The 21,618-nt window shown below is 45.7% G+C and carries 19 protein-coding genes; 11 read left to right on the forward strand and 8 right to left on the reverse strand.

What is annotated here, in order from left to right:
• Positions 1 to 202: 202 nt before the first annotated feature.
• The 4 genes from QUB04_RS14520 (at position 203) to QUB04_RS14535 (ending at position 4,641) form a co-directional block, all read left to right on the forward strand.
• Positions 203 to 1,414: a chloride channel protein gene (locus tag QUB04_RS14520; protein ID WP_333285254.1), complete on the forward strand. Its 1,212-nt coding sequence runs from the start codon at positions 203 to 205 to the stop codon at positions 1,412 to 1,414.
• Positions 1,415 to 2,012: 598 nt separating this feature from the next.
• The gene (gene psaC, locus QUB04_RS14525) at positions 2,013 to 2,258 is read left to right on the forward strand and encodes a photosystem I iron-sulfur center protein PsaC (protein ID WP_015175986.1); all 246 of its coding nucleotides are present in this window, start codon (positions 2,013 to 2,015) and stop codon (positions 2,256 to 2,258) included.
• A 159-nt stretch (positions 2,259 to 2,417) separates the two neighbouring features.
• Positions 2,418 to 4,340 carry a glutamine--fructose-6-phosphate transaminase (isomerizing) gene (glmS, locus tag QUB04_RS14530; RefSeq protein WP_333285256.1) on the forward strand — a complete coding sequence of 641 codons (1,923 nt, stop codon included), beginning with the start codon at positions 2,418 to 2,420 and terminating at the stop codon, positions 4,338 to 4,340.
• A gap of 127 nt (positions 4,341 to 4,467) precedes the next feature.
• Positions 4,468 to 4,641, forward strand: coding sequence for a hypothetical protein (locus QUB04_RS14535; RefSeq protein WP_333285259.1), 174 nt, complete (start codon positions 4,468 to 4,470; stop codon positions 4,639 to 4,641).
• Here QUB04_RS14535 and QUB04_RS14540 read toward each other — a convergent pair.
• Both QUB04_RS14540 and QUB04_RS14545 read right to left on the reverse strand, forming a co-directional pair.
• Complete coding sequence (locus QUB04_RS14540) at positions 4,606 to 6,105, reverse strand: O-antigen ligase family protein (protein WP_333285261.1); 1,500 nt, start codon at positions 6,103 to 6,105, stop codon at positions 4,606 to 4,608. The two genes, QUB04_RS14535 and QUB04_RS14540, sit on opposite strands and share 36 nt — an antisense overlap.
• 43 nt (positions 6,106 to 6,148) lie before the next feature.
• On the reverse strand, positions 6,149 to 6,994 hold the full coding sequence (locus QUB04_RS14545; protein ID WP_190659331.1) for a YaaW family protein: 846 nt from the start codon (positions 6,992 to 6,994) through the stop codon (positions 6,149 to 6,151).
• A 476-nt stretch (positions 6,995 to 7,470) separates the two neighbouring features.
• Here QUB04_RS14545 and QUB04_RS14550 point away from each other — a divergent pair, with 476 nt between their 5' ends.
• Both QUB04_RS14550 and QUB04_RS14555 read left to right on the forward strand, forming a co-directional pair.
• Positions 7,471 to 8,223, forward strand: coding sequence for a methyltransferase domain-containing protein (locus QUB04_RS14550; protein WP_333285263.1), 753 nt, complete (start codon positions 7,471 to 7,473; stop codon positions 8,221 to 8,223).
• Between the two features lie 64 nt (positions 8,224 to 8,287).
• Entirely contained in the window at positions 8,288 to 9,355 is a 1,068-nt protein-coding gene (locus QUB04_RS14555) for an FAD-dependent oxidoreductase (RefSeq protein WP_333285264.1), read from the forward strand.
• A 68-nt stretch (positions 9,356 to 9,423) separates the two neighbouring features.
• On the opposite strand, the gene QUB04_RS14560 is transcribed toward QUB04_RS14555, so the two are convergent.
• Positions 9,424 to 10,308, reverse strand: a complete 885-nt coding sequence (locus QUB04_RS14560) for a Uma2 family endonuclease (RefSeq protein WP_333285266.1) — start codon at positions 10,306 to 10,308, stop codon at positions 9,424 to 9,426.
• Positions 10,309 to 10,369: 61 nt separating this feature from the next.
• Between QUB04_RS14560 and QUB04_RS14565 the strand changes: the two genes are divergently transcribed.
• A complete protein-coding gene (locus QUB04_RS14565) occupies positions 10,370 to 10,630 on the forward strand; it encodes a hypothetical protein (RefSeq protein ID WP_333285268.1) in 261 nt (86 codons plus the stop codon).
• 20 nt (positions 10,631 to 10,650) lie between these two features.
• Here QUB04_RS14565 and QUB04_RS14570 read toward each other — a convergent pair whose 3' ends face one another.
• From QUB04_RS14570 to QUB04_RS14580, 3 genes are all read right to left on the reverse strand, one after another.
• Positions 10,651 to 11,586 carry a polysaccharide deacetylase family protein gene (locus QUB04_RS14570; RefSeq protein ID WP_333285270.1) on the reverse strand — a complete coding sequence of 312 codons (936 nt, stop codon included), beginning with the start codon at positions 11,584 to 11,586 and terminating at the stop codon, positions 10,651 to 10,653.
• Positions 11,587 to 12,079: 493 nt separating this feature from the next.
• Positions 12,080 to 13,672 (reverse strand): bifunctional pantoate--beta-alanine ligase/(d)CMP kinase, encoded by a 1,593-nt coding sequence (locus QUB04_RS14575; RefSeq protein ID WP_333285273.1) that lies wholly within the window; start codon positions 13,670 to 13,672, stop codon positions 12,080 to 12,082.
• A gap of 326 nt (positions 13,673 to 13,998) precedes the next feature.
• Positions 13,999 to 15,075 carry a septal ring lytic transglycosylase RlpA family protein gene (locus QUB04_RS14580; protein WP_333285274.1) on the reverse strand — a complete coding sequence of 359 codons (1,077 nt, stop codon included), beginning with the start codon at positions 15,073 to 15,075 and terminating at the stop codon, positions 13,999 to 14,001.
• Positions 15,076 to 15,570: 495 nt separating this feature from the next.
• On the opposite strand from QUB04_RS14580, the gene purM reads away from it, so the two are divergent.
• Positions 15,571 to 16,596, forward strand: coding sequence for a phosphoribosylformylglycinamidine cyclo-ligase (purM, locus tag QUB04_RS14585; protein ID WP_333285276.1), 1,026 nt, complete (start codon positions 15,571 to 15,573; stop codon positions 16,594 to 16,596).
• Between the two features lie 411 nt (positions 16,597 to 17,007).
• Here the strand turns inward: purM and QUB04_RS14590 are convergent, their stop codons facing one another.
• Complete coding sequence (locus tag QUB04_RS14590; protein ID WP_333285278.1) at positions 17,008 to 17,793, reverse strand: pentapeptide repeat-containing protein; 786 nt, start codon at positions 17,791 to 17,793, stop codon at positions 17,008 to 17,010.
• Positions 17,794 to 18,183: 390 nt separating this feature from the next.
• Between QUB04_RS14590 and QUB04_RS14595 the strand changes: the two genes are divergently transcribed.
• From QUB04_RS14595 to QUB04_RS14605, 3 genes are all read left to right on the forward strand, one after another.
• Positions 18,184 to 18,597 (forward strand): hypothetical protein, encoded by a 414-nt coding sequence (locus QUB04_RS14595; protein ID WP_333285280.1) that lies wholly within the window; start codon positions 18,184 to 18,186, stop codon positions 18,595 to 18,597.
• Between the two features lie 116 nt (positions 18,598 to 18,713).
• Positions 18,714 to 19,847 carry a hypothetical protein gene (locus QUB04_RS14600; RefSeq protein ID WP_333285282.1) on the forward strand — a complete coding sequence of 378 codons (1,134 nt, stop codon included), beginning with the start codon at positions 18,714 to 18,716 and terminating at the stop codon, positions 19,845 to 19,847.
• A 61-nt stretch (positions 19,848 to 19,908) separates the two neighbouring features.
• A complete protein-coding gene (locus QUB04_RS14605; protein ID WP_333285284.1) occupies positions 19,909 to 20,820 on the forward strand; it encodes a type IV pilin-like G/H family protein in 912 nt (303 codons plus the stop codon).
• Between the two features lie 116 nt (positions 20,821 to 20,936).
• Here QUB04_RS14605 and QUB04_RS14610 read toward each other — a convergent pair whose 3' ends face one another.
• Positions 20,937 to 21,569, reverse strand: a complete 633-nt coding sequence (locus tag QUB04_RS14610; RefSeq protein WP_333285285.1) for a Uma2 family endonuclease — start codon at positions 21,567 to 21,569, stop codon at positions 20,937 to 20,939.
• Positions 21,570 to 21,618 lie beyond the last annotated feature (49 nt).

Consider the following 21,618-nt stretch of genomic DNA (forward strand, 5'->3'; position numbering starts at 1 on the left):
TAACCGATGCCTCAGTTCCTTTGCCAGCCCTTGTTAGACTGCGATCACTCTCTTCGCATTCCATAGCCCGGATCTACACTCCAAAGCAAGTGTGGTGGTTGGTAGGTTAATATGCAGACAACAGAAACAAAAGTTGTATACAATTACACAAAATAGTTTTTTAAGAGTTCCTAACTGCCTAGTTATGGATAAGGAATCAGCAATGAAACGAAACCCAGTAAATCTCACCCGTTCGGTATTCCTATGGGCAATGCTAGGAATCATTTGTGGTTTGTTTGGTGCAAGTTATTGGATATTTTTGTCTTACATGATGGTGGGATTTGAATATTTTAGTGGACATTCTCTACTAATCATCATGCCGCTTGCGGGTTTACTCATCGGTTTGCTCATTCATTGGCTGGGAAATCCTGGCGAAATAGGGTTGATTATTGACAATATTCATCTCAATGGTGGGCGGTTACCAATGAACGAGAATCCTTCGATGATTCTGTCGTCGCTAATCAGTATTGCCAGTGGAGGCAGTGCTGGTCCAGAAGCACCAATGGTGCAAGTAACAGGTTCAATTGGTACGTGGTTTGCCGATCGCTTTCAATTGCGTGGAGAGGCACTACGAACTTTGAGTATTGCTGGCATGGCATCTGGTTTTACAGTTTTGTTCGGCGCTCCATTGGGTGGTACTTTTTTTGCTTTAGAAATCCTGCATCATCAGAATGTTGTGGAGTATTTTGAAGCAATATTGCCTGCGGTCGTGGCAAGTTGTGCAAGTTATACCATCTTTGTAGCAATTACCAAGCTAGGAATTGGTCCTACCTGGCATTTTCCTCAATACAATGTGGACAGCCTTTATGACTTTGGCGCAGCGATTGCTTATGGAATCGTAGGTGCGCTCATGGGGTGGCTTTTTATCGCTGTATTTCGCGGTGTAGGCCGCTTGTTTGATTCGATACCCAGTCCAATCTATGTGCGTACGACTTTAGCTGGACTAGGACTTGGTGTTTTATCAGCATTATTTCCGCTCACTCGTTTCTTTGGTGAACATCAAATTGAAAAAATTGTTGAGGGAAACTTTTCTTTGGGATTTCTCTTAACTTTAGTTATTGCTAAAGTGTTTGCCATTAGTACGACTGTAAATGGAGGCTGGCGGGGGGGGATTATCATCCCACTGTTTTTTATAGGAGCCTGTTTAGGAAAGGCAATCGCTATCATTAATCCCGCATCCAACGAGACTTTGGCAATGATTTGTGTAATGGCTGCCCTGAATTCAACAGTTACTCGAACTCCAATTAGTACAACTCTGCTACTCGCCAAGTTAACAGGATTCAGCACTTTTACACCGATTCTCTTCGCTAGTCTCGTGGGCTTCTTCTTGGCTCCCCGATATCCCTTCATTACCTCGCAGCGTAAAATTGATTAACAAACGGCTAGAAATCCTCTAATAGCTCCGTGTAGAGGTAAAAAATACCTGCAATTTGCGAGTGTCCAGTCTAAAGGCTTCTGCCATTACAAATGCACCAATGGCATAAAACAACATCTAGCCGTTGATACTATTCAGCTTGCCGTTTTTTATCCATTCCACAAAAGCCAGGGTGTCCGATGACTGTGGCTTGATTGAAATGTTGAGTCACAACCTCGATGATTTTCACACTCGGGCCCGTCAATATTCCGAAGATTACCATTCTGCAAGGGTAAGGGGTATCACCCGCATAAAATCATCGCAGTTTGGTCAAGAACTTTGAACCCACTCTCACCAATCCTACTGCCAAACTCAATTTGTATTTCATCAGGCTGATGCTCAAACGGTTGGCGAATGATAGAGAGCCCAAATGGGTTCTATAAGAGTCCCAGCGTGAATAACTGTGAAGTTTTGTCGCTTTTTCGCGAAGTGCTTCCAGGCACTGCGGTAGACTAACCTTTAATTCTCTGTGCAGGCTATAGCGGTGGCACCTCGCCGTCAAATCTGTTAATTCGCAGAGGCAGCAAATTTTTAGTGACTCGTTGGGAGCCTTTATTCAATGTCTCATTCAGTCAAAATTTACGATACTTGCATCGGCTGCACTCAATGCGTCCGCGCTTGTCCGACTGACGTTTTGGAGATGGTGCCCTGGGATGGCTGCAAAGCAGCTCAGATTGCCTCATCTCCCCGCACCGAAGACTGTGTAGGCTGCAAGCGGTGCGAAACTGCTTGCCCCACCGATTTTCTGAGCATCCGGGTTTACCTGGGAGCAGAAACCACTCGCAGTATGGGTCTAGCCTACTAAATATCGATCGACACACCGATCGAATTACGGGCACAAGAGAGGGGGCAATGTAATCGCCCCCTCTTTTTTTGTAGCGGAATCTGCATTCGGGGCCCGAAGAAGGTAAAAATGATAAAACTTGAGTTTTATTGCGATCGCTAAGCAGGAGTAGTACGTTAAATGTGCGGAATCGTTGGCTATATCGGCACGCAAGCAGCAAGCGAGATTTTGCTAGCAGGATTGGAGAAACTAGAATACCGGGGCTACGATTCAGCGGGCCTCGCTACCATCTCCGAAGGAGAAATTACTTGCATCCGAGCAAAGGGCAAATTGCACAGCCTCCGGGAAAAGCTAGCAGAGATTGACTCTCTGGCTCCCATCGGCATCGGACACACCCGCTGGGCAACTCACGGCAAGCCTGAAGAATATAACGCTCACCCTCACCTAGATAATAGCGGGCGAATTGCGGTAGTTCAAAATGGAATTGTCGAAAATTATCGCGAGTTGCGGAAAGAATTGAAAGCGAAGGGACATAAATTTGTCTCGGATACCGATACAGAAGTTATCCCTCATTTAATAGCTGAATTTTTGAAAGAAGCAAGAAGGGAGAAGGAAGAAGAAAAAGATAAAAAAACAGAGAAAATTGCTGATTTATCGTTTTTGGAAACTGTTTTAAAGGCGGTAAACAAATTAGAAGGAGCTTTTGCGATCGCCGTTATCTGTGCAGATTTTCCCGAGGAAATAATTGTCGCCAGACAGCAAGCTCCTTTGGTGATTGGCTTTGGTGCTGGCGAATTTTTCTGCGCTTCCGACACGCCGGCCTTAGTATCTCACACCCGCACTGTTTTGTCCTTGGAAAATGGCGAATTGGCAAGGCTAACTTCGATGGGAGTGGAAGTTTACAGCTTTGCAGGGGAAAGGCTGAAAAAAAGCCCGCGCATCCTTGGTTGGAGTCCGGTTTTAGTCGAAAAGCAAGGCTTCAAACACTTCATGCACAAGGAGATTTATGAACAGCCAGCCGTAGTCAGAGCTTGTTTGGAGGCTTACTTAGATAGTGATTGGCAGCCAGGAAATCCGCGCTCTCCCATCAATCTCAACTTGCCCAAAGAACTTTGCGCCGATGTCGAACAAATTTCAATTCTCGCCTGCGGAACGAGCTGGCACGCCTCGCTAATTGGCAAATATTTGTTGGAACAACTAGCTAATATTCCCACTGCCGTGCAGTACGCTTCGGAGTACCGCTACGCACCGCCACCGCTGACAGCAAATACTTTAACTATTGGGGTAACTCAGTCGGGAGAAACGGCGGATACGCTGGCTGCTTTGGGGATGGAACAGCAGCGCCGCGCGGGTTTTACTGATAAATTCCGGGCAAGAATGTTAGGCATTACTAATAGAACCGAAAGTTCGATCGCCCACATGATGCCGCACGTAATCAACACCCACGCTGGTATAGAAATCGGCGTTGCTGCCACTAAAACTTTTGTCACTCAGTTGATGGCATTCTATTTCTTAGCTTTGGATTTGGCGCACCAGCGGCAAACAATCACCACTGAGAGATTGGCAGAAATTATTACTGGTTTGCGCCAGTTGCCGGCAGAAATTGAGAAGTTTTTGGAGATTCAAGAACAGTATGTGGAGGAATTGTCCCACCAGTTTACAGACACCCAAGATTTTATCTTTTTGGGGCGGGGAATTAACTTTCCGATTGCTTTGGAAGGGGCGCTGAAACTGAAGGAAATTAGTTACATTCACGCCGAAGGATATCCGGCGGGAGAGATGAAACACGGCCCGATCGCCCTTTTGGATGCGAAAGTGCCTGTAGTGGCGATCGCCATGCCCGGAAGCGTCTACGAAAAGGTGCTTTCCAACGCTCAGGAAGCGAAGGCCCGCGACGCCCGTTTAATTGGGGTTACGCCGAAGCAAGGTGTGGCGGAAGCCGATATTTTTGACCACATTTTGCCGGTGCCTTTGGTGGATGAATTGTTGTCACCGATTGTAACAGTGATTCCGCTGCAATTATTGGCTTATCACATTGCGGCGCGTCGGGGTTTGGATGTGGATCAGCCGCGCAATTTGGCGAAATCGGTGACGGTAGAATAAAGGAAGTCATTAGTCAGTAGTCATTAGTCAGTAGTTGGTTGTTGGTTGTTGGTTGTTGGTTGTTCGTTCTAATAACCAATAACCTATGCCCGATGCGCGATACCCGATGCGCGATGCGCGATGCGCGATGCCCGATGCGCGATACGCGATGCCCGATGCGCGATGCGCGATGCGCGATGCGCGATGCCCGATGCCCGATGCCCAATGCCCGATGCCCGATGCCCGATGCCCGATGCCCGATGCCCGATGCCCGATGCCCGATGCCCTATTCCCTCTGGCTGACTCCGCAAATTGCGGCTAACAGCAACCAGCTTGTAGTATTGAGTCGGAAATCAAACAGCGTCACATCTACAGTGTTAAATAGCGTACAGGCGACGAAGGCTAATAAATAACTGAAAAAAATTAGGCGATCGGTCGCTCTTACCTCTTGACAAACTACCTGATTTTGGCTATTAATTATTGATTTTTGATTGAGCACTAAAGCATTTTCCGCTACTTCCTGTGTGGCTATTTTCTCGTGTTTAATATCCCCAGGAAAAAGCGGCCAATTCGCCAGCAGCAAAACACCCCTAGCCAAAACCCAACCAACTAAACCCAACAACAAAAGCGTTGCGGGTATCCCCGTTTCCGCCGTCAACATCAGTATCAAACTGTGAGGATGGCCCAGCCATTCTTGCATCTGAGCTTGGTAGAGAGGCGTAAAATTTCGCAATCCCCAACCAGTCCAAGGACGCTGCTGAGTCATCGACCAAGCAAATTCCCACTGAGTTTTTCTTAAAGTAGCAGTCGGCCGATTTGGGAACATCTCGTCGGTGAGTCTAGCCCAGAAAAAAGCCGGAACAATTCTTCGTAAAGATTGCCGCAGTGGTTCCGGGCCAAAGGCAGACAAAAAAACTGTGCTAGCCACACTCAAAACCGCAGCTAATAATTTTTTATAACCCACATAAAATGCCAAAGCCAAAACTGCCAAAACTGCCAGTCCCCAAGCATTGCGAGAATTAGTAAAAATCAAAGCAAGAGCATTTCCGAGCACTGCACAACTTAAAAATAGGAATTGGGAATTGGGAATTGGGAATTGGGAATTGGCCATTGGTAATTGGTGACGACTGACAACTGCCAACTGACAACTGCCAACTGACAACTGACAATTGACTTCTTCCATCCACAGTCCCAGTGTTAAAATAAAAGCAATTGTCAGATAGCAAGCTAAAATATTAGCGTACATAAATACAGAAGCCATGCGGCCGGGGGGATTGCCTTGGGGTTCGAGTACCCAGCCAAAAACAGGCTGCAATTGATCGATGCCGCTCCATCCTAAAAATTGCTGTCCCAGGCCTAAAATTATCACTGGGATTGAACTAATTACAATCACCCAAGACAATTGCCGCAATTGAGGCAGAGTTTGAATTAAACTGCTAAAAGTGGCAAACAATATAAAGAACGGCAAGAAATTGTACAACCCTACAAAAGCCTCAATGCGATTGTGGGCAAAAACCGCTGTGATGACGAGCAGCGCGCTCAGAATTGCGAATCCTCGATTCAACGGGCGGCGACTAATTTGACGGAACTTTTGCTTGCAAGTGCCGGCCAATCCCAAGAATAAACCTAAAGCTCCTAAAATCGGAATTAAGGGAAAAATCAGCATCCCCACTTGCGCGAAATTCCAAGGGATTTGCAGGCGGGGATCTGGATGTTTTTGCAGGCGAGACTTAAGATTTTCGGCTGTCTGTTTGGCAGCTAATTTCAACCGATTTTTGATATTCACCCACACTCCCAATCTCAAATCTAAAATCTACAATTTACCATCGTTAAGCTAGTTCCCAAACGCATTCCGATCGCGTTAATCGAATTTGAGCTAGGGCAAAAATGGTCGGGATAATGCGGCCGTAGTTCGTGGAAATCGATCGCCAACCCAAATCCGCTAAAAACCAAGTCCACATCACCGGGCCGACTAACGAAAATACGCTCCGCGTTGCACCGTAACGAGCCGCACTCACCGCCATACCGCGCCGCGCCGTCTGAATTGCGACATAATTTTGAAACTGGGTTGCTGCAGTTGCAGTGCCTGCAAGCACTCCTTGTTTTGCCATTTGATAGGTGGCAAAATGCAGCGCAAATTGATTTGCCATTAGTTTGAGCAACATTGGTTTTAAGATGGAACTAACAGCTAAAGCGCTGCCACCTTTGAACAGTAAACCCAGCGGGTCTTTTTCAGCAGAAATGGGCAGGGGTTCTGAGAGTTTAGAATCAACGATAGCTCGCTGTACGCGCACTGTCAGCGCTTGCTGTTCGTCTGCAGGTAAACGCTTCCACGCGCGGCCCATTAAGTGCAGAAATACTTCTGCCTCTAAGTCGGTGGTTGACAACTGTCTGGGATAAGGGATTTTGAGATAGCGACAAACTTGAATTAGTGCTTGTCTGTAAGTTACTTGTTGGGTTCGCCCTCTGAGTACCGTCAACCCGTCGGCTGCAAGATAGCGAAACCGCTGTTCTACGGCGTCGAGCCATGCTTGGCGATCGCGACTTTGTACATCTATCGGTGCGGGGGTTTGTACGTAATCTAAAGGGTTAAACTTGCGGCTGAACAGAAGTTCTGTTAGTTGCTGCAATTCTTCTTCTGTTGTCAATTCGAGTGCTGCTCTGAGTTCGTCCAAAATTTTGCCCTCCCGTATACGATTTTAGATTTTAGATTTTAGATTTTAGATTGCTGCTGGTTGACAACCAGTGGGATTTAGGATTTACCTACAGTGGCATTTTTTATCGGGTCTTAATCATGGATTCGTGCTGTCCCTTATTCTACTACCTGGCGCAGGACGATCGACAGGCTTTGCACAGAATATCCGAGTGCTATAAGCCATAACCTCAGCAGCTACATTGATCGGCGGACGCGCATCTAAATTTTACAGTCAAGTTTGGTGTCCCGCCGAGCCTAAAAATACAATTTAGATGCCCAGCAGCCAACCCCGAACCCCTCGGTACGCTTGCAACCCCGCAGCTTGAGGAGTCAAACCGTCGCCCTGAACCCCCACTATTTTATTCGCTATAAACAAAGGAAAAATAATTTAGTGTACTTCTGTTCAAAAATGTCAGTTAATCCTATAATGAGTTTGGTTTTTTTAGAACAAAGTAAATGATGTCTTCTTCTGTCGCACCGTCTTTTTTGCAGGGATATTGGCAAGATACTTTCAATCTCAAGCAGCATCTACAGGATTTTTTAAACTTAGATTTAGAAACAATTGAACAAGAGCTAGCCCTCGGTCAAAAATCCCTAAAAGAAATAGGCCATCGGGATTTTGATTGGGAAAAAGCTAGCGAGTTTTATCGCGATCGAGTCGGACAAGCTTACCTATTTGACCTCGGAGCTTGGCATATGTCCAATCAGGATTACATAGGAGGCACTTTAACATTAATATCAGATATGGCTGCCGGTCGAGTTTTAGATTTTGGCGGCGGTATTGGCACTCATGCTATTGCAGCAGCTCTTTGTCCTCAAGTAGAACAAGTAGTCTATTGCGATCTTAACCCCATAAATTGCAATTTTGTTCAAAGCCGAGCTGCTAAGTTAGGATTGAGTGAAAAAATTTCGTGTAGTCTGGAAGTATCTCCGACCGAAGTTTTCGATACGATTATTTGTTTAGATGTGATGGAACATTTAGTCAAGCCCAGTCAGCAATTGATGGAGTTTCACCAAATGCTGGCTCCGTCAGGGAAGATGATCCTTAACTGGTATTTCTTTAAAGGTTTTAATCAAGAATTTCCTTTTCATTTAGAAGACCAGCAAGAAATGAACACATTTTTTACTAAACTTCAGTCTAATTTTATCGAGGTTTTTCACCCTCATTTAATCACCGCTCGTTGCTATCGCAAATTAACTGCAAGTTAAGAAATTAGCTTAAGGCTTATTTCCTAGAAAAAGTCCGGTAAGTAATGTATCTGAAAGTCCAATTATGTTCGATGTTGCGGTGATTGGTGCGGGTATGGCGGGGCTGAGTTGCGCTCAACGGTTGCGTCAAGCTGGTTATTCTGTGGCTGTTGTTGAGAAATCTCGCGGCGCGGGGGGACGTGTTGCTACCCGCCGCGTACAGGGTACTAGGGCCGATCACGGGGCGCGGTATCTGGAACCGCAGGGGGATGCGGTGCAGGGGTTAATTGAGGTTTTGGTCGATCGCCACATCCTCAAACTCTGGACTGATACTGTCTGGGAATTCAGACAGGGGAAACTTTCTGCTATTGCTAGTTCTTGCTATGTCGCACCTGCGGGTATGAATGCGATCGGTAAGTATCTGGCGGAGGGGGTAGATATTTGGTTTGGCCGCCGCGTACAAGCTATTTCGACTACAGATAACCAAATGTGGCATCTTTCCCTAGAAGTCACTGACAGCAATTTAGAGATACCTCAAGAATTGATTGCTAAGGCTGTGGTTGTGGCAATTCCTGCACCTCAAGCTTTAATGTTTTTGAATTCGGAAATTGGTTTGAAATCGGATTTTCTTGACAAATTGCTTTCTGTGGAGTACGAGCCTTGCATTACGGTTATGGCTGGCTATCCTGCGGCAAAACAGCAAGATTTGAGCAATCTAAATCCGCCGTGGAAAGCTGTTTCTTTTCCCGATAATTCTGATTTAGCTTGGGTTGGTTTGGACAGCAGCAAACGGCTCGATCCGCAGCAGCCGGTGTTTGTGGTTCACAGCAGCGCAAATTTTGCAGAACGCTATTTAGAAGCTGCTGATTTGGAAACTGTCGGTCAGGAATTGCTCGATCGCACTTCTGAATATTTAATCCCTTGGCTGAAACAGCCGGAATGGTTGCAGGTTCACCGCTGGCGCTATGCTTTTTGTCGAAATCCTTTGCCTGTTTCTTGTTTGCCTGCTGGGGGGAATTTGCCGCTGGTTTGTGCGGGGGATTTGTGCGGGGAAGGTCAAATAGAGGGTGCTTTGCGATCGGGTTTGGCGGCGGCTAATTGGGTGAATTCTCAGTTGCAAAATTTGCCCTTAGATTCAAGCCTAAATTGGTAATATGGCTCCAATTAATGTATCGAAAAAGACCAGAGTCCTTGCTAGGAAATGGTCAGCTCGATCGCCATTTATCCCAATCGCTGCAAATCTTCCACCGACAGAGAAAGCGCCTGGGCAACTTGTTCGACAGTCAAACCCATTGCCAGTAGTTGGGGGATAGCATCTCGTTGTGTTTGCTCCACGCGATCGGCTCGTTGACTTTCAGCTTCAGCCCGTTGACTCTCAGCTTCAGCCCGCTGGCGTTCCTGTTCGGTGTGGAGGCGTTCTAGTCGAGCTTGCTCGCTCCCCGTCAGCAACAAATTCCCCTGATTATCCCACCAGCGCAACCAACGCTGTGTCTGATTTTGATAGCTGCCTTCCCATACGCCTAACTCTACTCCCATGCGCTCGATCGGGTAATGTCCGCGATCGTTGGGTTCCAATCGACAATAACGGGCGTTTACACAGTTGTAGACTTCCAGTTGGCTGGTTTTGATTGTATAGATGGCGTAGTAGGGAATGCGGATAATCTGTTCGTATACCCAAAACTTCCCTGGTTTCTGATTAGTACCTTCTGGCAAACGAGATAAAGGCGTGTTGTCTCGTTCTTCGGAACCATCCCCACTCGCCAATTCGATCGCAATTATTGGCACCATATACTCGCGCCAAATCACGTAAGAGCGGCGAATTTCGCCGTCTAACAAAGGCGGAACGTTGGGGACGTAGAACCAGTCAGGGGCTTCGGCTCCGCGTTCTGGTGGGTCGGTTTCGCGCCAGTAGATGCCACAATCTTGCCCGATCGCATATTGTCCGTCGGGGTGAAGCGTTTGCAGTGTGCTTTCTAGGGAGTCGGTTAGCAGAATACTCTGGGGATGTTCTTGAAAGTTTTTCACAAACGTGCCGTCGGATTCGGGGAGTTGGGTGTGATCCGGGAAGGCGGGGGGCAACCCTGTCGCACTAAGACTTTGGGTCATGGCTGGTACGCGATCAACTGGCGATCGAACTGATGCTCTGTTATAGCCTAGCGATTTTCGATTGATTTGTGTAGTTGAAGAAGGAAGAAGGAAGAAGGAAGAAGGAAGAAGGAAGAAGGAAGAGGGAAGAAGGAAAAGGGAAGAAGGAAGAGGGAAAAGGGAAGAAGGAAGAAGGAAGAAGGAAATGGAATTAAAGCAATGGTTTCAGGAGTTAAGAACGTCGCCGGGAATCGGGCGAGGTTGCTACTTCTTCCTTCTTCGTTCGGCTAGAGTTATGAAAAATTCATCTAACGACATACAAAAAAATGGAAAAATGGTGTAAAATCCCACTTTTCCAAATTGTTATTTTTTTGCTGTTTCCTGTTGCTGTAAGTCTTGTTCTTGCATCTGCAATAACTCGGGAACTGTTACGAAACTGTACCCTTCCTTTCTCAATCGAGCAATAATATCAGGTAAAGCCTTTACTGTTCTCGCTCGATTGCCGCCGCCGTCGTGCATCAGCACAATGCCCCCGGATTTTGCCTGCCTCATCACGTTGTCTATCAAAGATTCCGTAAGGGTTCGCCAATCAAAAGAATCAGCAGACCACATCACAACTGCATAATTTTTCTTTTGAGCGTAAGCTGCCAATCCATTGTTTAAAATGCCTCCTGGCGGGCGGAACATCGATGTTTGGATGCCGGTTAACTCCTCAATTAAGGATGAAGTGCGATCGATCTCGCGAGCGGCACCGTCTTCGTTATACTGAAGGTATTGGTGGTTCCAAGTGTGATTGCCGATCGCGTGACCGGCTGCTGCGACCTGTTTGCCAATTTCGGGAGAATTGTGCAGGTATCTTCCTACCCAGAAGAATGTAGCCTTAATATTATTTTCCTTGAGAATATCTAGGATTTGTGTAGTTGTTTTCGGCCAGGGGCCGTCGTCAAATGTCAGGGCGATCGCCTTGTGCTGGGAGTCGAGTTTCGCGTGACGAAGGGTTGTACCTTGAAACTGATCCGGTACGGCTGATTGAAATCGGATTGCCTGCACTTGGGCTAGAGCATTTTGGGAAAATTCTACTCGACGGGCGATCGCCTCGGAGAACTTATTAATATTGGACATCGGCTGTTGTTCTTGCGACTGGGATACGGCCAAGACTTGCGCCTGAATCGGTTCCAATGGCTGATTGGCCCGCAAGTTAATCGGCCATGTCACACCCAGCAAAAAACTTCCTGTTGCTGCCATAAAAGCAACTATTAAAGTTTTTCGCCGCCTCCACAGCAGTTTCAATTTTGTCACGTCATTCTCTCCTTCACACCTTGTACAGTTAATTTGAGATTTTATGTTGATATCAAGTTAATCCACTTAAGAGGATAATCTTAAATTGGACAGTCCGTAAAAATGCTACTGGAAATAACCGATCGTGGGGAAGTCCGTCAGGATAAAAAAATTTAAGATTTGTGCGCCAGAAATCCCCTAACCCATGAAAACGCGGGATGGTGGAACTTTTTCCGCAGCCCGGGGGACGGCGCTCAAATCGGATTAATGGCACGATATTCTCAGGGACTCAGCCCGCATCTGCCCGCGTCCCTACCTGACACTGCAAGTTGGTTTAACGTGAGATGTTGCACCATTGTCAATAAGCTTTTTAGGAACAGGCTTTTCGGCCTGTTCCACAAGAAAATTCACTCTTTGTGGGATAGACCCGAAAGCCTGTTAAGCCAGAATGGTGCAAGATGTGAGGTTAACCGGATTTGATATGAGGGCGATCGCCCGCCCGCCACTCCTAAAATTAACTTTTAGGGCCGATTCTCTCTTTGTACAAGCCGACAATCCGATCGATAACTTCAGCAACAGTCAGATTGTCTGTTTGAATTTCCACAGCATCGGCCGCTTTACGCAAAGGTGCAACCTCGCGGGTGCTGTCTTTTTCGTCCCGCAGGGCGATGTCTTGTTCCAATTGGGCCAAGCTAATATTAGCCCGATCGGTATCTTTAAGTTCTAACAGCCGCCTGCGCGATCGCTCTTGTACCGAAGCCGTCAAAAAAATCTTCAGTTCCGCATCGGGAAACACGTTAGTGCCGATATCGCGGCCTTCTGCTATAATTCCGCCTTTTGTGCCGCAGCGCCGCTGTTCCTCCAGCAGAAACTGCCGCACGGCGGGAAGTGCCGCCATTTCCGAGACGCGGGATGTCACTTCCAAACTACGAATTGCCTCGGTTACGTCTTCGCCGTTAATCTTCAACATCTTTGATGCGGGATCGAGGTTGTATTCCAAATAACTGGAACTGATTAATTCGGCGATCGCGCATTCGTCGGAAATCGGCGTGTCTGTTTTCAATGCCAGCCAAGTCAGCGCCCGATACATCGCGCCGGTATCCAGATAAAACAAGTTCAAAGCTGTTGCGGCAAGGCGAGTTACGGTAGATTTTCCTGCTCCCGCCGGGCCGTCGATCGCCACAATTGGCCGGCGATTCCTGAGAATTATATTGTCAATCAAACGAGTAGAGCCAACTCTGGCTGCCACGGCTAAAAGTCCCGCTGTTTCCACAACCTGCAAGGGCGTCAAAGTTTCGGAATCGACGATTTCGGCGTATTCGAGCTTGACTGCGGGTTCTTCTGCGACTGCTGCGTGGGCGGAAGCGAGTGCGGCTGCTGCGGTGCGATCCCCTGAAGCAAAAGTTTTCGAGGCTTGTTGCAGCGCGCGGTAGAGTACGGAGGCTTGCTGTTTTTGCTCTGCTGTTAAATACTGATTGCGAGAACTCATTGCCAGTCCCGACTCTTCGCGGACGATCGGACAAGCGACAATCTCTACAGGCAAGTTAAAATCCAAGACCAGCTTCCGAATAATTGCTAGCTGCTGGGCGTCTTTTTGACCGAAATAAGCTTTTGTCGGCTGCACCAAACTCAAAAGTTTAGTAACAATTGCCGCGACGCCCTGAAAATGACCGGGCCTTGCTTTGCCGCACAAAACCGATGTCATCGCCGGTGGCGGCACTACTTGAGTTAAGGATGAAAGGTGAATCTCTATCTGTTTTTGGGCGGTTTGCTCTGTTTCTGTACGCTCGACGGCTTGGTTGCCGAACATTTCGGTTGCTGAGGGAGCAAATATGGCATCAACGCCAGCTTGTTCGCACAACAGCCGGTCTTGCTCGATATTCCGAGGATAATCTTGAAAATCTTCTGTCGGCCCAAATTGCAGCGGGTTGACAAAAATGCTGACCAGGGCGATCGCATTTTCTTGCCTTGCCCGCTGGATCAAGCTCAGATGCCCTGCGTGCAAAGCTCCCATCGTCGGCACCAAACCGACTGTCAAATGAGGTGCAGCAGACTTTTGTAAATTTAAGTAGCAGCGAAGTGCTGCAATGGTAGTAAACAGGCGCACCGGTAGAATCTCCTGAAGGCATTCGGCAGAATGCAGAGTTTATTTGTCAGAATTTGTTCGACTTGACATCTTGCACCACCGTCAAGAACAGGCTTTCCGGCCTGTTCCACTAAAGAATGGTGCAAGATGTCAGTTTTATCTCACATCTTGCACCATTCTCAATTAGTTGTTTAGGAACAGGCAAGATGCCTGTTCCACAAGAAAACTCATTCTTTGTGGAACGGGCCGGAGAGCCCGTTCTTGACAATGGTGCAAGATGTCAGTTTTATTCTACTTTCTGCTTTCTACACTTCGGATAACTTTTGTATTCTGCCTTAGACTACCGTTCAGCGTCCAACAGTTGTTTGCTGCTGCGGTTCGATCACTTCGATTTCCACTCTGGCAACGCCACTGCTGATCATTCCTAGCACGCTGGCGGCGCCGGCGGACAAGTCAATGAGCCGATCGCCCACATAGGGGCCGCGGTCATTAATGCGGACGACCACAGTGCGGCCGTTGTCGAGATTTCTCACCATGACTCTCGTTCCAAAAGGCAAATTTGGGTGGGCTGCGGTCATATCATTTTGGTTGAAACGCTCGCCGCTGGCGCTGAGGTTGCCGTTAAATCCTGGGCCGTACCAGGAAGCCCAGCCGCTGAGGCGCACTTGAACTGGGCCCATAGACAGCACGGAGCGTTCTGGTTGGGGTTTGCCTGCGACTTCTTCCAGGGGTGGGGCGTTGCCCATAAGCCGGCGGAGGCGATTGGTTGCTTGCAGGGCGTCTCGGCTAAAGTTGCTGGTGGTGTCGGGGAGGATGGTTTCGGCGTTGATGTTTACCAACTCCTCGCCGTTTGCCTGGATAATGTAGCGATCGCCTTTTTCCCACTTAACGGTAATGCTGTTGGGATCGATGTTGTTGCGGGCTAGCTGATTGAGTCTTGCTGCTAAGCTTGATGCCCGCCAAATGGGATCGGGTTCTTGGTTGCTAGAGTTGCTGGCAAGGTTTCCGACTTTGGGATTTTCTCTTGCGCCCGCTACTTTTGACGGACTGCTAGGACGGGCTTGGCTGTTGCCAGTTTCTCCCAAAGGCGTGTTTGTTTCCGGACTGGCGTTGAGAAATGTGATGACTGGAATGTTTCGCACGTAGACTGTCGCTGCTTGTCGCCCGCCTAAGTTGTGGGGCTGAATTTTGGCGATCGAGTCTCGGGCAATTTCAGCTCTTGCTTGATACTGATACTGTCCGACTTTTTGCGCTTCGACCCGAGTAGCGTTTAACTGCCGGGACGGTTGGGTGGCAATTACTTGCTTGGAAACCTGAGAGTTTTGGTTGTCGGCACCTGTTGCTTGTGCGTGACAAGAGGATGCCGTTCCTACCACAGGAACTAACAGGACAGCGAGTAGACCACCAACAAATTTTTCCTTCATACGTCCATTTTTGTGAATAGCCATTGCCAACCGAGATTGGAGGATTGGCCGTTTGGCGACAGGCGTCAAGGATTTCTCTCTTGCCCTTCGCCATTCCCCCGTGAGTCAAACCAAAGTATCCGGGTGCGTTTTTGCTTTAATGCTTCCGCCCCAAAAAAATTTGGCGGAAACTTCCCTGACACTTGACAACTCATACTCGATCCGCAATTTGTGTGTTGTTCACGAACTGCAACAGACTACCACAAACTTTTGCGGTTGGGGATCGCTGCGATCGCGCTTTTCACCAAATCTTCATCAAATTTTCTCAAAACCCTCTATCATAAAACCCTTTAGTTCCAGTGCTTACAGCCGTTTCAGTCTTTACGGAAAAATTTACAAAAATTTACAAAAATTTAGTGTATTTTGTGGGCTGCCGAATGGCTAGTCTTAAAAAAGCTGTTTGTCAACTGTTATGGGAATAAACTAAAAATTAGAAGAAATCGATTTGGCGGACTTATGGATTATCGAGAAGCAGGTGTGGATGTTGAGGCGGGCAGAGCTTTTGTCTCGCGCATCGGGAGTATGGTCAAGAGCACGCACCGATCGGGAGTTTTGGGCGGATTCGGCGGGTTTAGCGGGTTTTTCAGCGTCCCGGAGGGTTTAAAAGAGCCGGTGATGGTTTCGGGTACTGACGGCGTTGGGACTAAGTTGAAATTGGCCCACAATCTCGATCGGCACGACACGGTAGGTATCGACTTGGTGGCGATGTGCGTCAACGACGTGCTGACATCCGGGGCCGAACCCCTCTTTTTTCTCGATTATTTAGCGACGGGAAAGTTAAATCCCGAACAATTAGCTGCGGTGGTGGCCGGCATTGCTGACGGTTGCAAGCAAGCAGGCTGTGCTTTGCTCGGAGGGGAAACGGCAGAAATGCCCGGTTTTTACCAAGCGGGTGAGTACGATTTGGCGGGGTTTTGTGTGGGAATTGTCGAAAAGAGCAAATTGTTGGACGGTTCGCGGGTGCAGGTGGGAGATGTGGCTGTGGGGCTGGCAAGTTCGGGCGTGCACAGCAACGGTTTTAGTTTGGTGAGGAAAATTGCGGGCGATGGGGGTTTTGGCTGGGATTCCCAACCCGAAAAGTTAGGTGGCAAAACTTTAGGAGAAGTGCTGCTAACTCCGACTAAAATTTATGTTAAACCAGTCCTCGAAGCCATTAAGAGCGGTCTCGAAATTCACGGCATGGCTCACATTACGGGCGGCGGTTTGCCGGAAAATTTGCCCCGCTGTTTGGGAGTTAATCAATCTGTGAAAATTGACAGCAATAGCTGGCCAAATTTGCCAATTTTCCAGTGGATTGCTGAAGCGGGCCAAGTTGCCACAGCAGATATGTTCAATACTTTTAATATGGGGATTGGGTTTGTGCTGTTGCTCGATCGCACAGAAGTCGATCGGGCTGTTAAATGGTTTGAATCTCAGGGGATTGGTGCTTGGGCGATCGGGGAAGTGATTGAGGGGAAAGGAGAATTGATCGTGGATAATTAGTAAGAAGCAATCGCAGGGGCTGAAGATTGCTTCGCTTTGTTTTATGCGTTAACAGACCATCTCAATCTGCCTTCATCTGTGTATATCTGCGGTTAAATTTATAATTTTAAAAGTAACCGCAGAGGACGCAGAGGACGCAGAGGATGAAAGAGAAAAAGGAATTCACAAGAGATAACTCGTTGCTACAATTTTAAATGCAATTGAAATAAGTTATTGTGCTTTTAAATATGGTATAATTCAAAATTAATTCCGTGAATTAGTGTAAAGATTTCCGCCGAACGTTTAAATTAATTGAATATCTATACTATTTATTACATCGACTCTGAAATGAAGGATTGTTAATTGTTGAAGTGAGAAAATATCAAAAACCCAGGTAATGTTTGTATCACAGTTTAAATAAAAAACAGCTTATTAGGCTTGTACGTGACTCAAAATTTCCAAAAACTCCTGCACAACTAGATCGGGTTGTTGGCTGCATCGGGTAGGATCGTAATGTTTGACAAGACTGATGCCAGAATCTATGAAAAGCTGGCACTTTTCATCTTCTGTTGTGTTTGGATGGGATGATCCACTGTCAATTTTCAGTATCCCTAGCTTGTTTTGGTGGAAGATCAGAAAGTCAGCTTGTTGGTTTTGTCTCCCTGCGGGTGTTGCGAGTCGCAGTTGGGAGTTGGGGATGAAGAGAGTGGAAGTGCGATCGAGTATTTCGGCAATTTTTACTTGTGCGTCGGAGTGAAGGCGAAAACCATTCCAGTTAATTTCGTTTTCTGAGCCAGATAATTCAGTTTCACTATCAGCATTTATTGTTTTATCCAAATCAGCTTGACCATAATCAGCTTCATTTAAATTTGCGAATAATCTAGCACCGCTTAAGTTTGCTCCGCTGAGATTAGCACCGCTGAGGTTAACTTCTATTGTCAGATTTCGCTGTAGATTCACTTGAGTTCGCCGTAAGTATCGCTTTAAGACTGATTTGAGATTATCTTTTTTAACTTTTTCTTCTAGTGCTTTTGAAAGTAGTTTCCATAGTTTAGCACCAGCATCTTTGATATAATCATATTCATATTCTGTGCTGGCTGCAATTTCTTTATAAGACTGTCCTTCCCAGGATTGACGAAACACTATCTCTTGAATCTTGTTGAGGCGATCGTAGTTGAGGGCTGTTTCTGCGATCGTTATGGCTTCGTCAACAGTCATGTGTTAAAGTCTCCTGACATATCTAATTTCTCCCTAATACCAGATTCTAGCATAACAGTCCAACCACTTGGTCTCTAGATTTGGGTTCAGTCCTCGCAATTGTCACACTTTAACTAGCTTGTATGGTGCGTCAGTCTTGAGTTTAGTACGAAAAATTAGGGTTTTCCCAACAGACGCACCCTACTAATTCTGTCAGTTGCGTAATTCCTCTTGGGTTATTACTTTTATACTACTTTTGCAATACTTTTATGTTACTTTTTTGATTCTTAAGACAGATGTGGATTTGATAATATGGAATGTAATCAACAAAAACAGTATTGCTTGAGTGTCGTAAAAGACCCCCGCCTCGGTAAAATTTTCCCGCTCATTAATTGACTAACAGGAAGCTTCATGTTAAGTAAAAGTTTGCTAACATTCAGTTTAATTACCTTATCTTACATTGGTAGTGTAGCAGTATTGTCTACTTTAACTACGGGGTGTGACTTAATTAAACAAGATAAGTCACTTTCTACAAAAAAAGCCGAAAAAATAGTTAATAAATGGAAAGCTTCCAGAAGTGGAACAATTGAGATAGCAGGAGTTCGGGAAAATCCAGATAATACTGCTGTAGCTACATTACAGGTATCAAATTTAATTGTCAAAACAAACATGCTTGGTACAATAAGTGAGCAAAACTTTTCGGGGCCGGGGGAAGCGACATTCTCGCGCTATACCGATGGAAGTTGGGCGTTAACAGGATTGGTTTTTGGCAATAATTTATTTGATAGCTTCTTCGTTAAGGATCTGAATATAAAAGATGATTAGGTGGAACTAGGCAAAAAATAACGGTACTAGCTTGATGTCGTTCTTAACAATATCAGGCTAGTTATTAGAAAGCAATGTGACTGAACAACAATTCTTAGTAGAAGAGGAAGATATTAATGTCATCTGGTAGTAGCGGCGGTAGCGGTAGCACTGGAACTGGTAGCGGTGGTAGCGGTAGCAGTGGAACTGGTAGCAGTGGAACTGGTAGCAGTAGTGGCGGTAGTGGAGGCCCTAGCGCACCTAGAAGAAGAATAGGGATTGCTATAGTTTTGGGAGGTATTGCAGGCGGTTTAGTTGCGCTTGCAAATATAGCAAATATAGGAACCTGGCTTGTTGGAAGTGAGGTTCTATGTAGGTTTGGTATTTTGAAATGTTCAAATCCACCAGAACCTAGACCTGTCATTCCAGCTCCACCGACCACAGTTAGCTCTTCGCCTTCACCTGACTCTCCTAAATCAGATTCTACTCCTTCTTCATCACCAACATCCACTTCTTCTCCTGCACCGGAGACTCCAGCGCCAGTTTCGCCATCGCCATCTCCAGTAAAACTATCTGCTGACGAAAAGCCTTGCACAGCAGAGCAAAATGGCAGTACCGTAAACCTTGGTTCTTTGGAGCGTTCTTGTTCCTTCGCTGGTAATGTTAGCTCTAATAATTTAGAGAATCGTTACCGTTTTAAGATAGATAATCCCAGTAATATCAGCCTATTTTTAGATGACGTGAATAGCGAAGTAGAAATGTTTCTCTATTCAGATAGAGATGGTACTGGATCAATTCAATATCAACTTGAAAATACATCTGCTATTAAGTCAAGAACAGGAGTAATTGAACAAGAATTGGGTGTGGGAAGCTACATTCTTGTTGTAAAATTGAAAGCTAGAGATACTCCATATTCACTGCAAATAATTAACAATACAACTCAAATAGAAAATGTTGGTTACTTAGAGGACAAAACCCTTACTAAAAACGGGAGTATTAATTTAAAACACAGACAGAAATTTTACAGTTTTCAACTGGCAAATCCTTCTAGCATTAGTCTGTCTTTAGGTGGCGTTAATAGCGAAGTAGAAATGGTTTTGTACTCAGATAGAAAGGGAACAGGAGTAATTCACTATCAACTTGAAAATACATCTGCTTTTAACTCAAAGCCAGGAATAATTAAAACCACTTTAAGAGTAGGTAATTACATTGTTCTTGTACGGTCAAAACTTAGAGACACCGATTACACTCTTACTATGTCTGCTCCTTAGTTGATTCTTGAATTTCTCTTGACTCGGCAGTTTATGCTCTAGCTACCACAAAGTAATTACTATGACTAATCCTCAAAAAAAATCCAATCTCATATCTTGGAAATGGACATTAATTGGTGCTGGCTCAACAGTATTATTAGCGATAGATGGATTTGGATTCTCGAATTTAATCAATCCTAAAATTTTTTCAACTTCTGTAGCTACTGCTATTCCTCAAAACTCTGTTGCTAAAAAACTGATAGGTCAATGGCAAGGGCAAATTTCCGGCCAGTCTTTAACATTGATTTTTACCCCTGAAGGGAAGTTGTTTATATTGAATTCACCTACTTCAGCTTTAGAAATGGAGTACAAGATTAATGTAAATCCTCAACCGAAACATCTGGATATATTAGTAGGAGGTCAAATTACTTCAAGGACAATTTTTGATTTCACGACAGATGGTCAATTGCGCTTACAATTAGGTAATACTATAGATAACCAACCCAGACCCTATTCTTTTAGTGACAAGGCCAGCCTGTTGAAAAAAATCTCGGCTCGAACGACATTGCCTGCAAATGTTACAGTCATGAATGTTCAAGCTCAAGTAAACAAGGCTAAACAGTCAGAAGCGAAACAATATATTTCTTCAATGAACAAAGGACAACAAGCTTTTTATGCTGAGAATTCCAGGTTCGCAGCTAGGATAGAAAAATTACCTGTAATAGGTATCAAGTCAGAAACAGAAAATTATTCATATAGTATTGTTTTAAGTAATGATAATCGTTGGGTTCAAGCAATTGCTTTAGCCAAGACAGAGGGATTAAATAACTATACAGGTATAGTAGTTTCAGGTAAGACAGCTAGTGGTCAATCTACTACCGAACACATACTTTGTGAAAGTAATCAACCTTCAATAAAGCTTCCAGAAAAACCAACAGCTACCAACCTTTCAAATATAAAATGTCCTCCTGGTTATTCAGAAGTGTCGCGGTGAAACTTTCCTCAAAATTATCAGATTTCATCTGTTCTCCCAGTCTCGCGTTGCGCGGAGGAGAGTTTGTGTAGACGCGATTTTCAATCGCCCCGAAATTGGTGGTTTTAATATCACCCTCACTCCTCAGACTCAGACTCAAAATCCACGCGATCGTAAATATCACCCAACCGCATCTCAAACTCCACACAACTCAATCTCAACACCGCATCAGCACCATCATACTCAGACAAAACCCACTTATTATCATCCGTCTTAACAAACTGTTCAACGTGCATCTCGTATTGATCTATCAAAACATACTCTCGAAAAGTAGGAATCGTGCGAAAAAGTTTAAACTTGCCACCTCTGTCATAATCCGCCGTCGATTCCGATAAAACCTCAGCCACCATCACCGCATTAGTAATCGTATCTTTCCTACCCTCAGCAAACTCCAACTTCCCCGCAACCAACATCACATCAGGATAAGTATAAACCCGCTTCGACGGTATCCACAAACGCAAATCGTTTATAAATACTCGGTACGGTTGTCCTTTGGTAGCAAAATTTAATGTCCCATAAAAATTGCCAGCTATTTGATTGTGATTCGGTGTTCCGCCTGTCATAGGGATTATCCTGCCATCCTGATATTCACTTCTAAATTTTGCCCCCTGTTCCAGCATTAAATACTCTTCGGGAGAGTAATAAGTCTGTACTTTTTCCTCAACTTTGTCCTCAGCTAATTCTTCGCGGATTTCTGTTAATGCCGTCATAGTAAATCCTCATTTGCTCCTACTCACAATTATAGTCGCATCATCCACA

The organism is Microcoleus sp. D2_18a_B4 (genome assembly GCF_036702475.1).
GTDB lineage: Bacteria > Cyanobacteriota > Cyanobacteriia > Cyanobacteriales > Microcoleaceae > Microcoleus.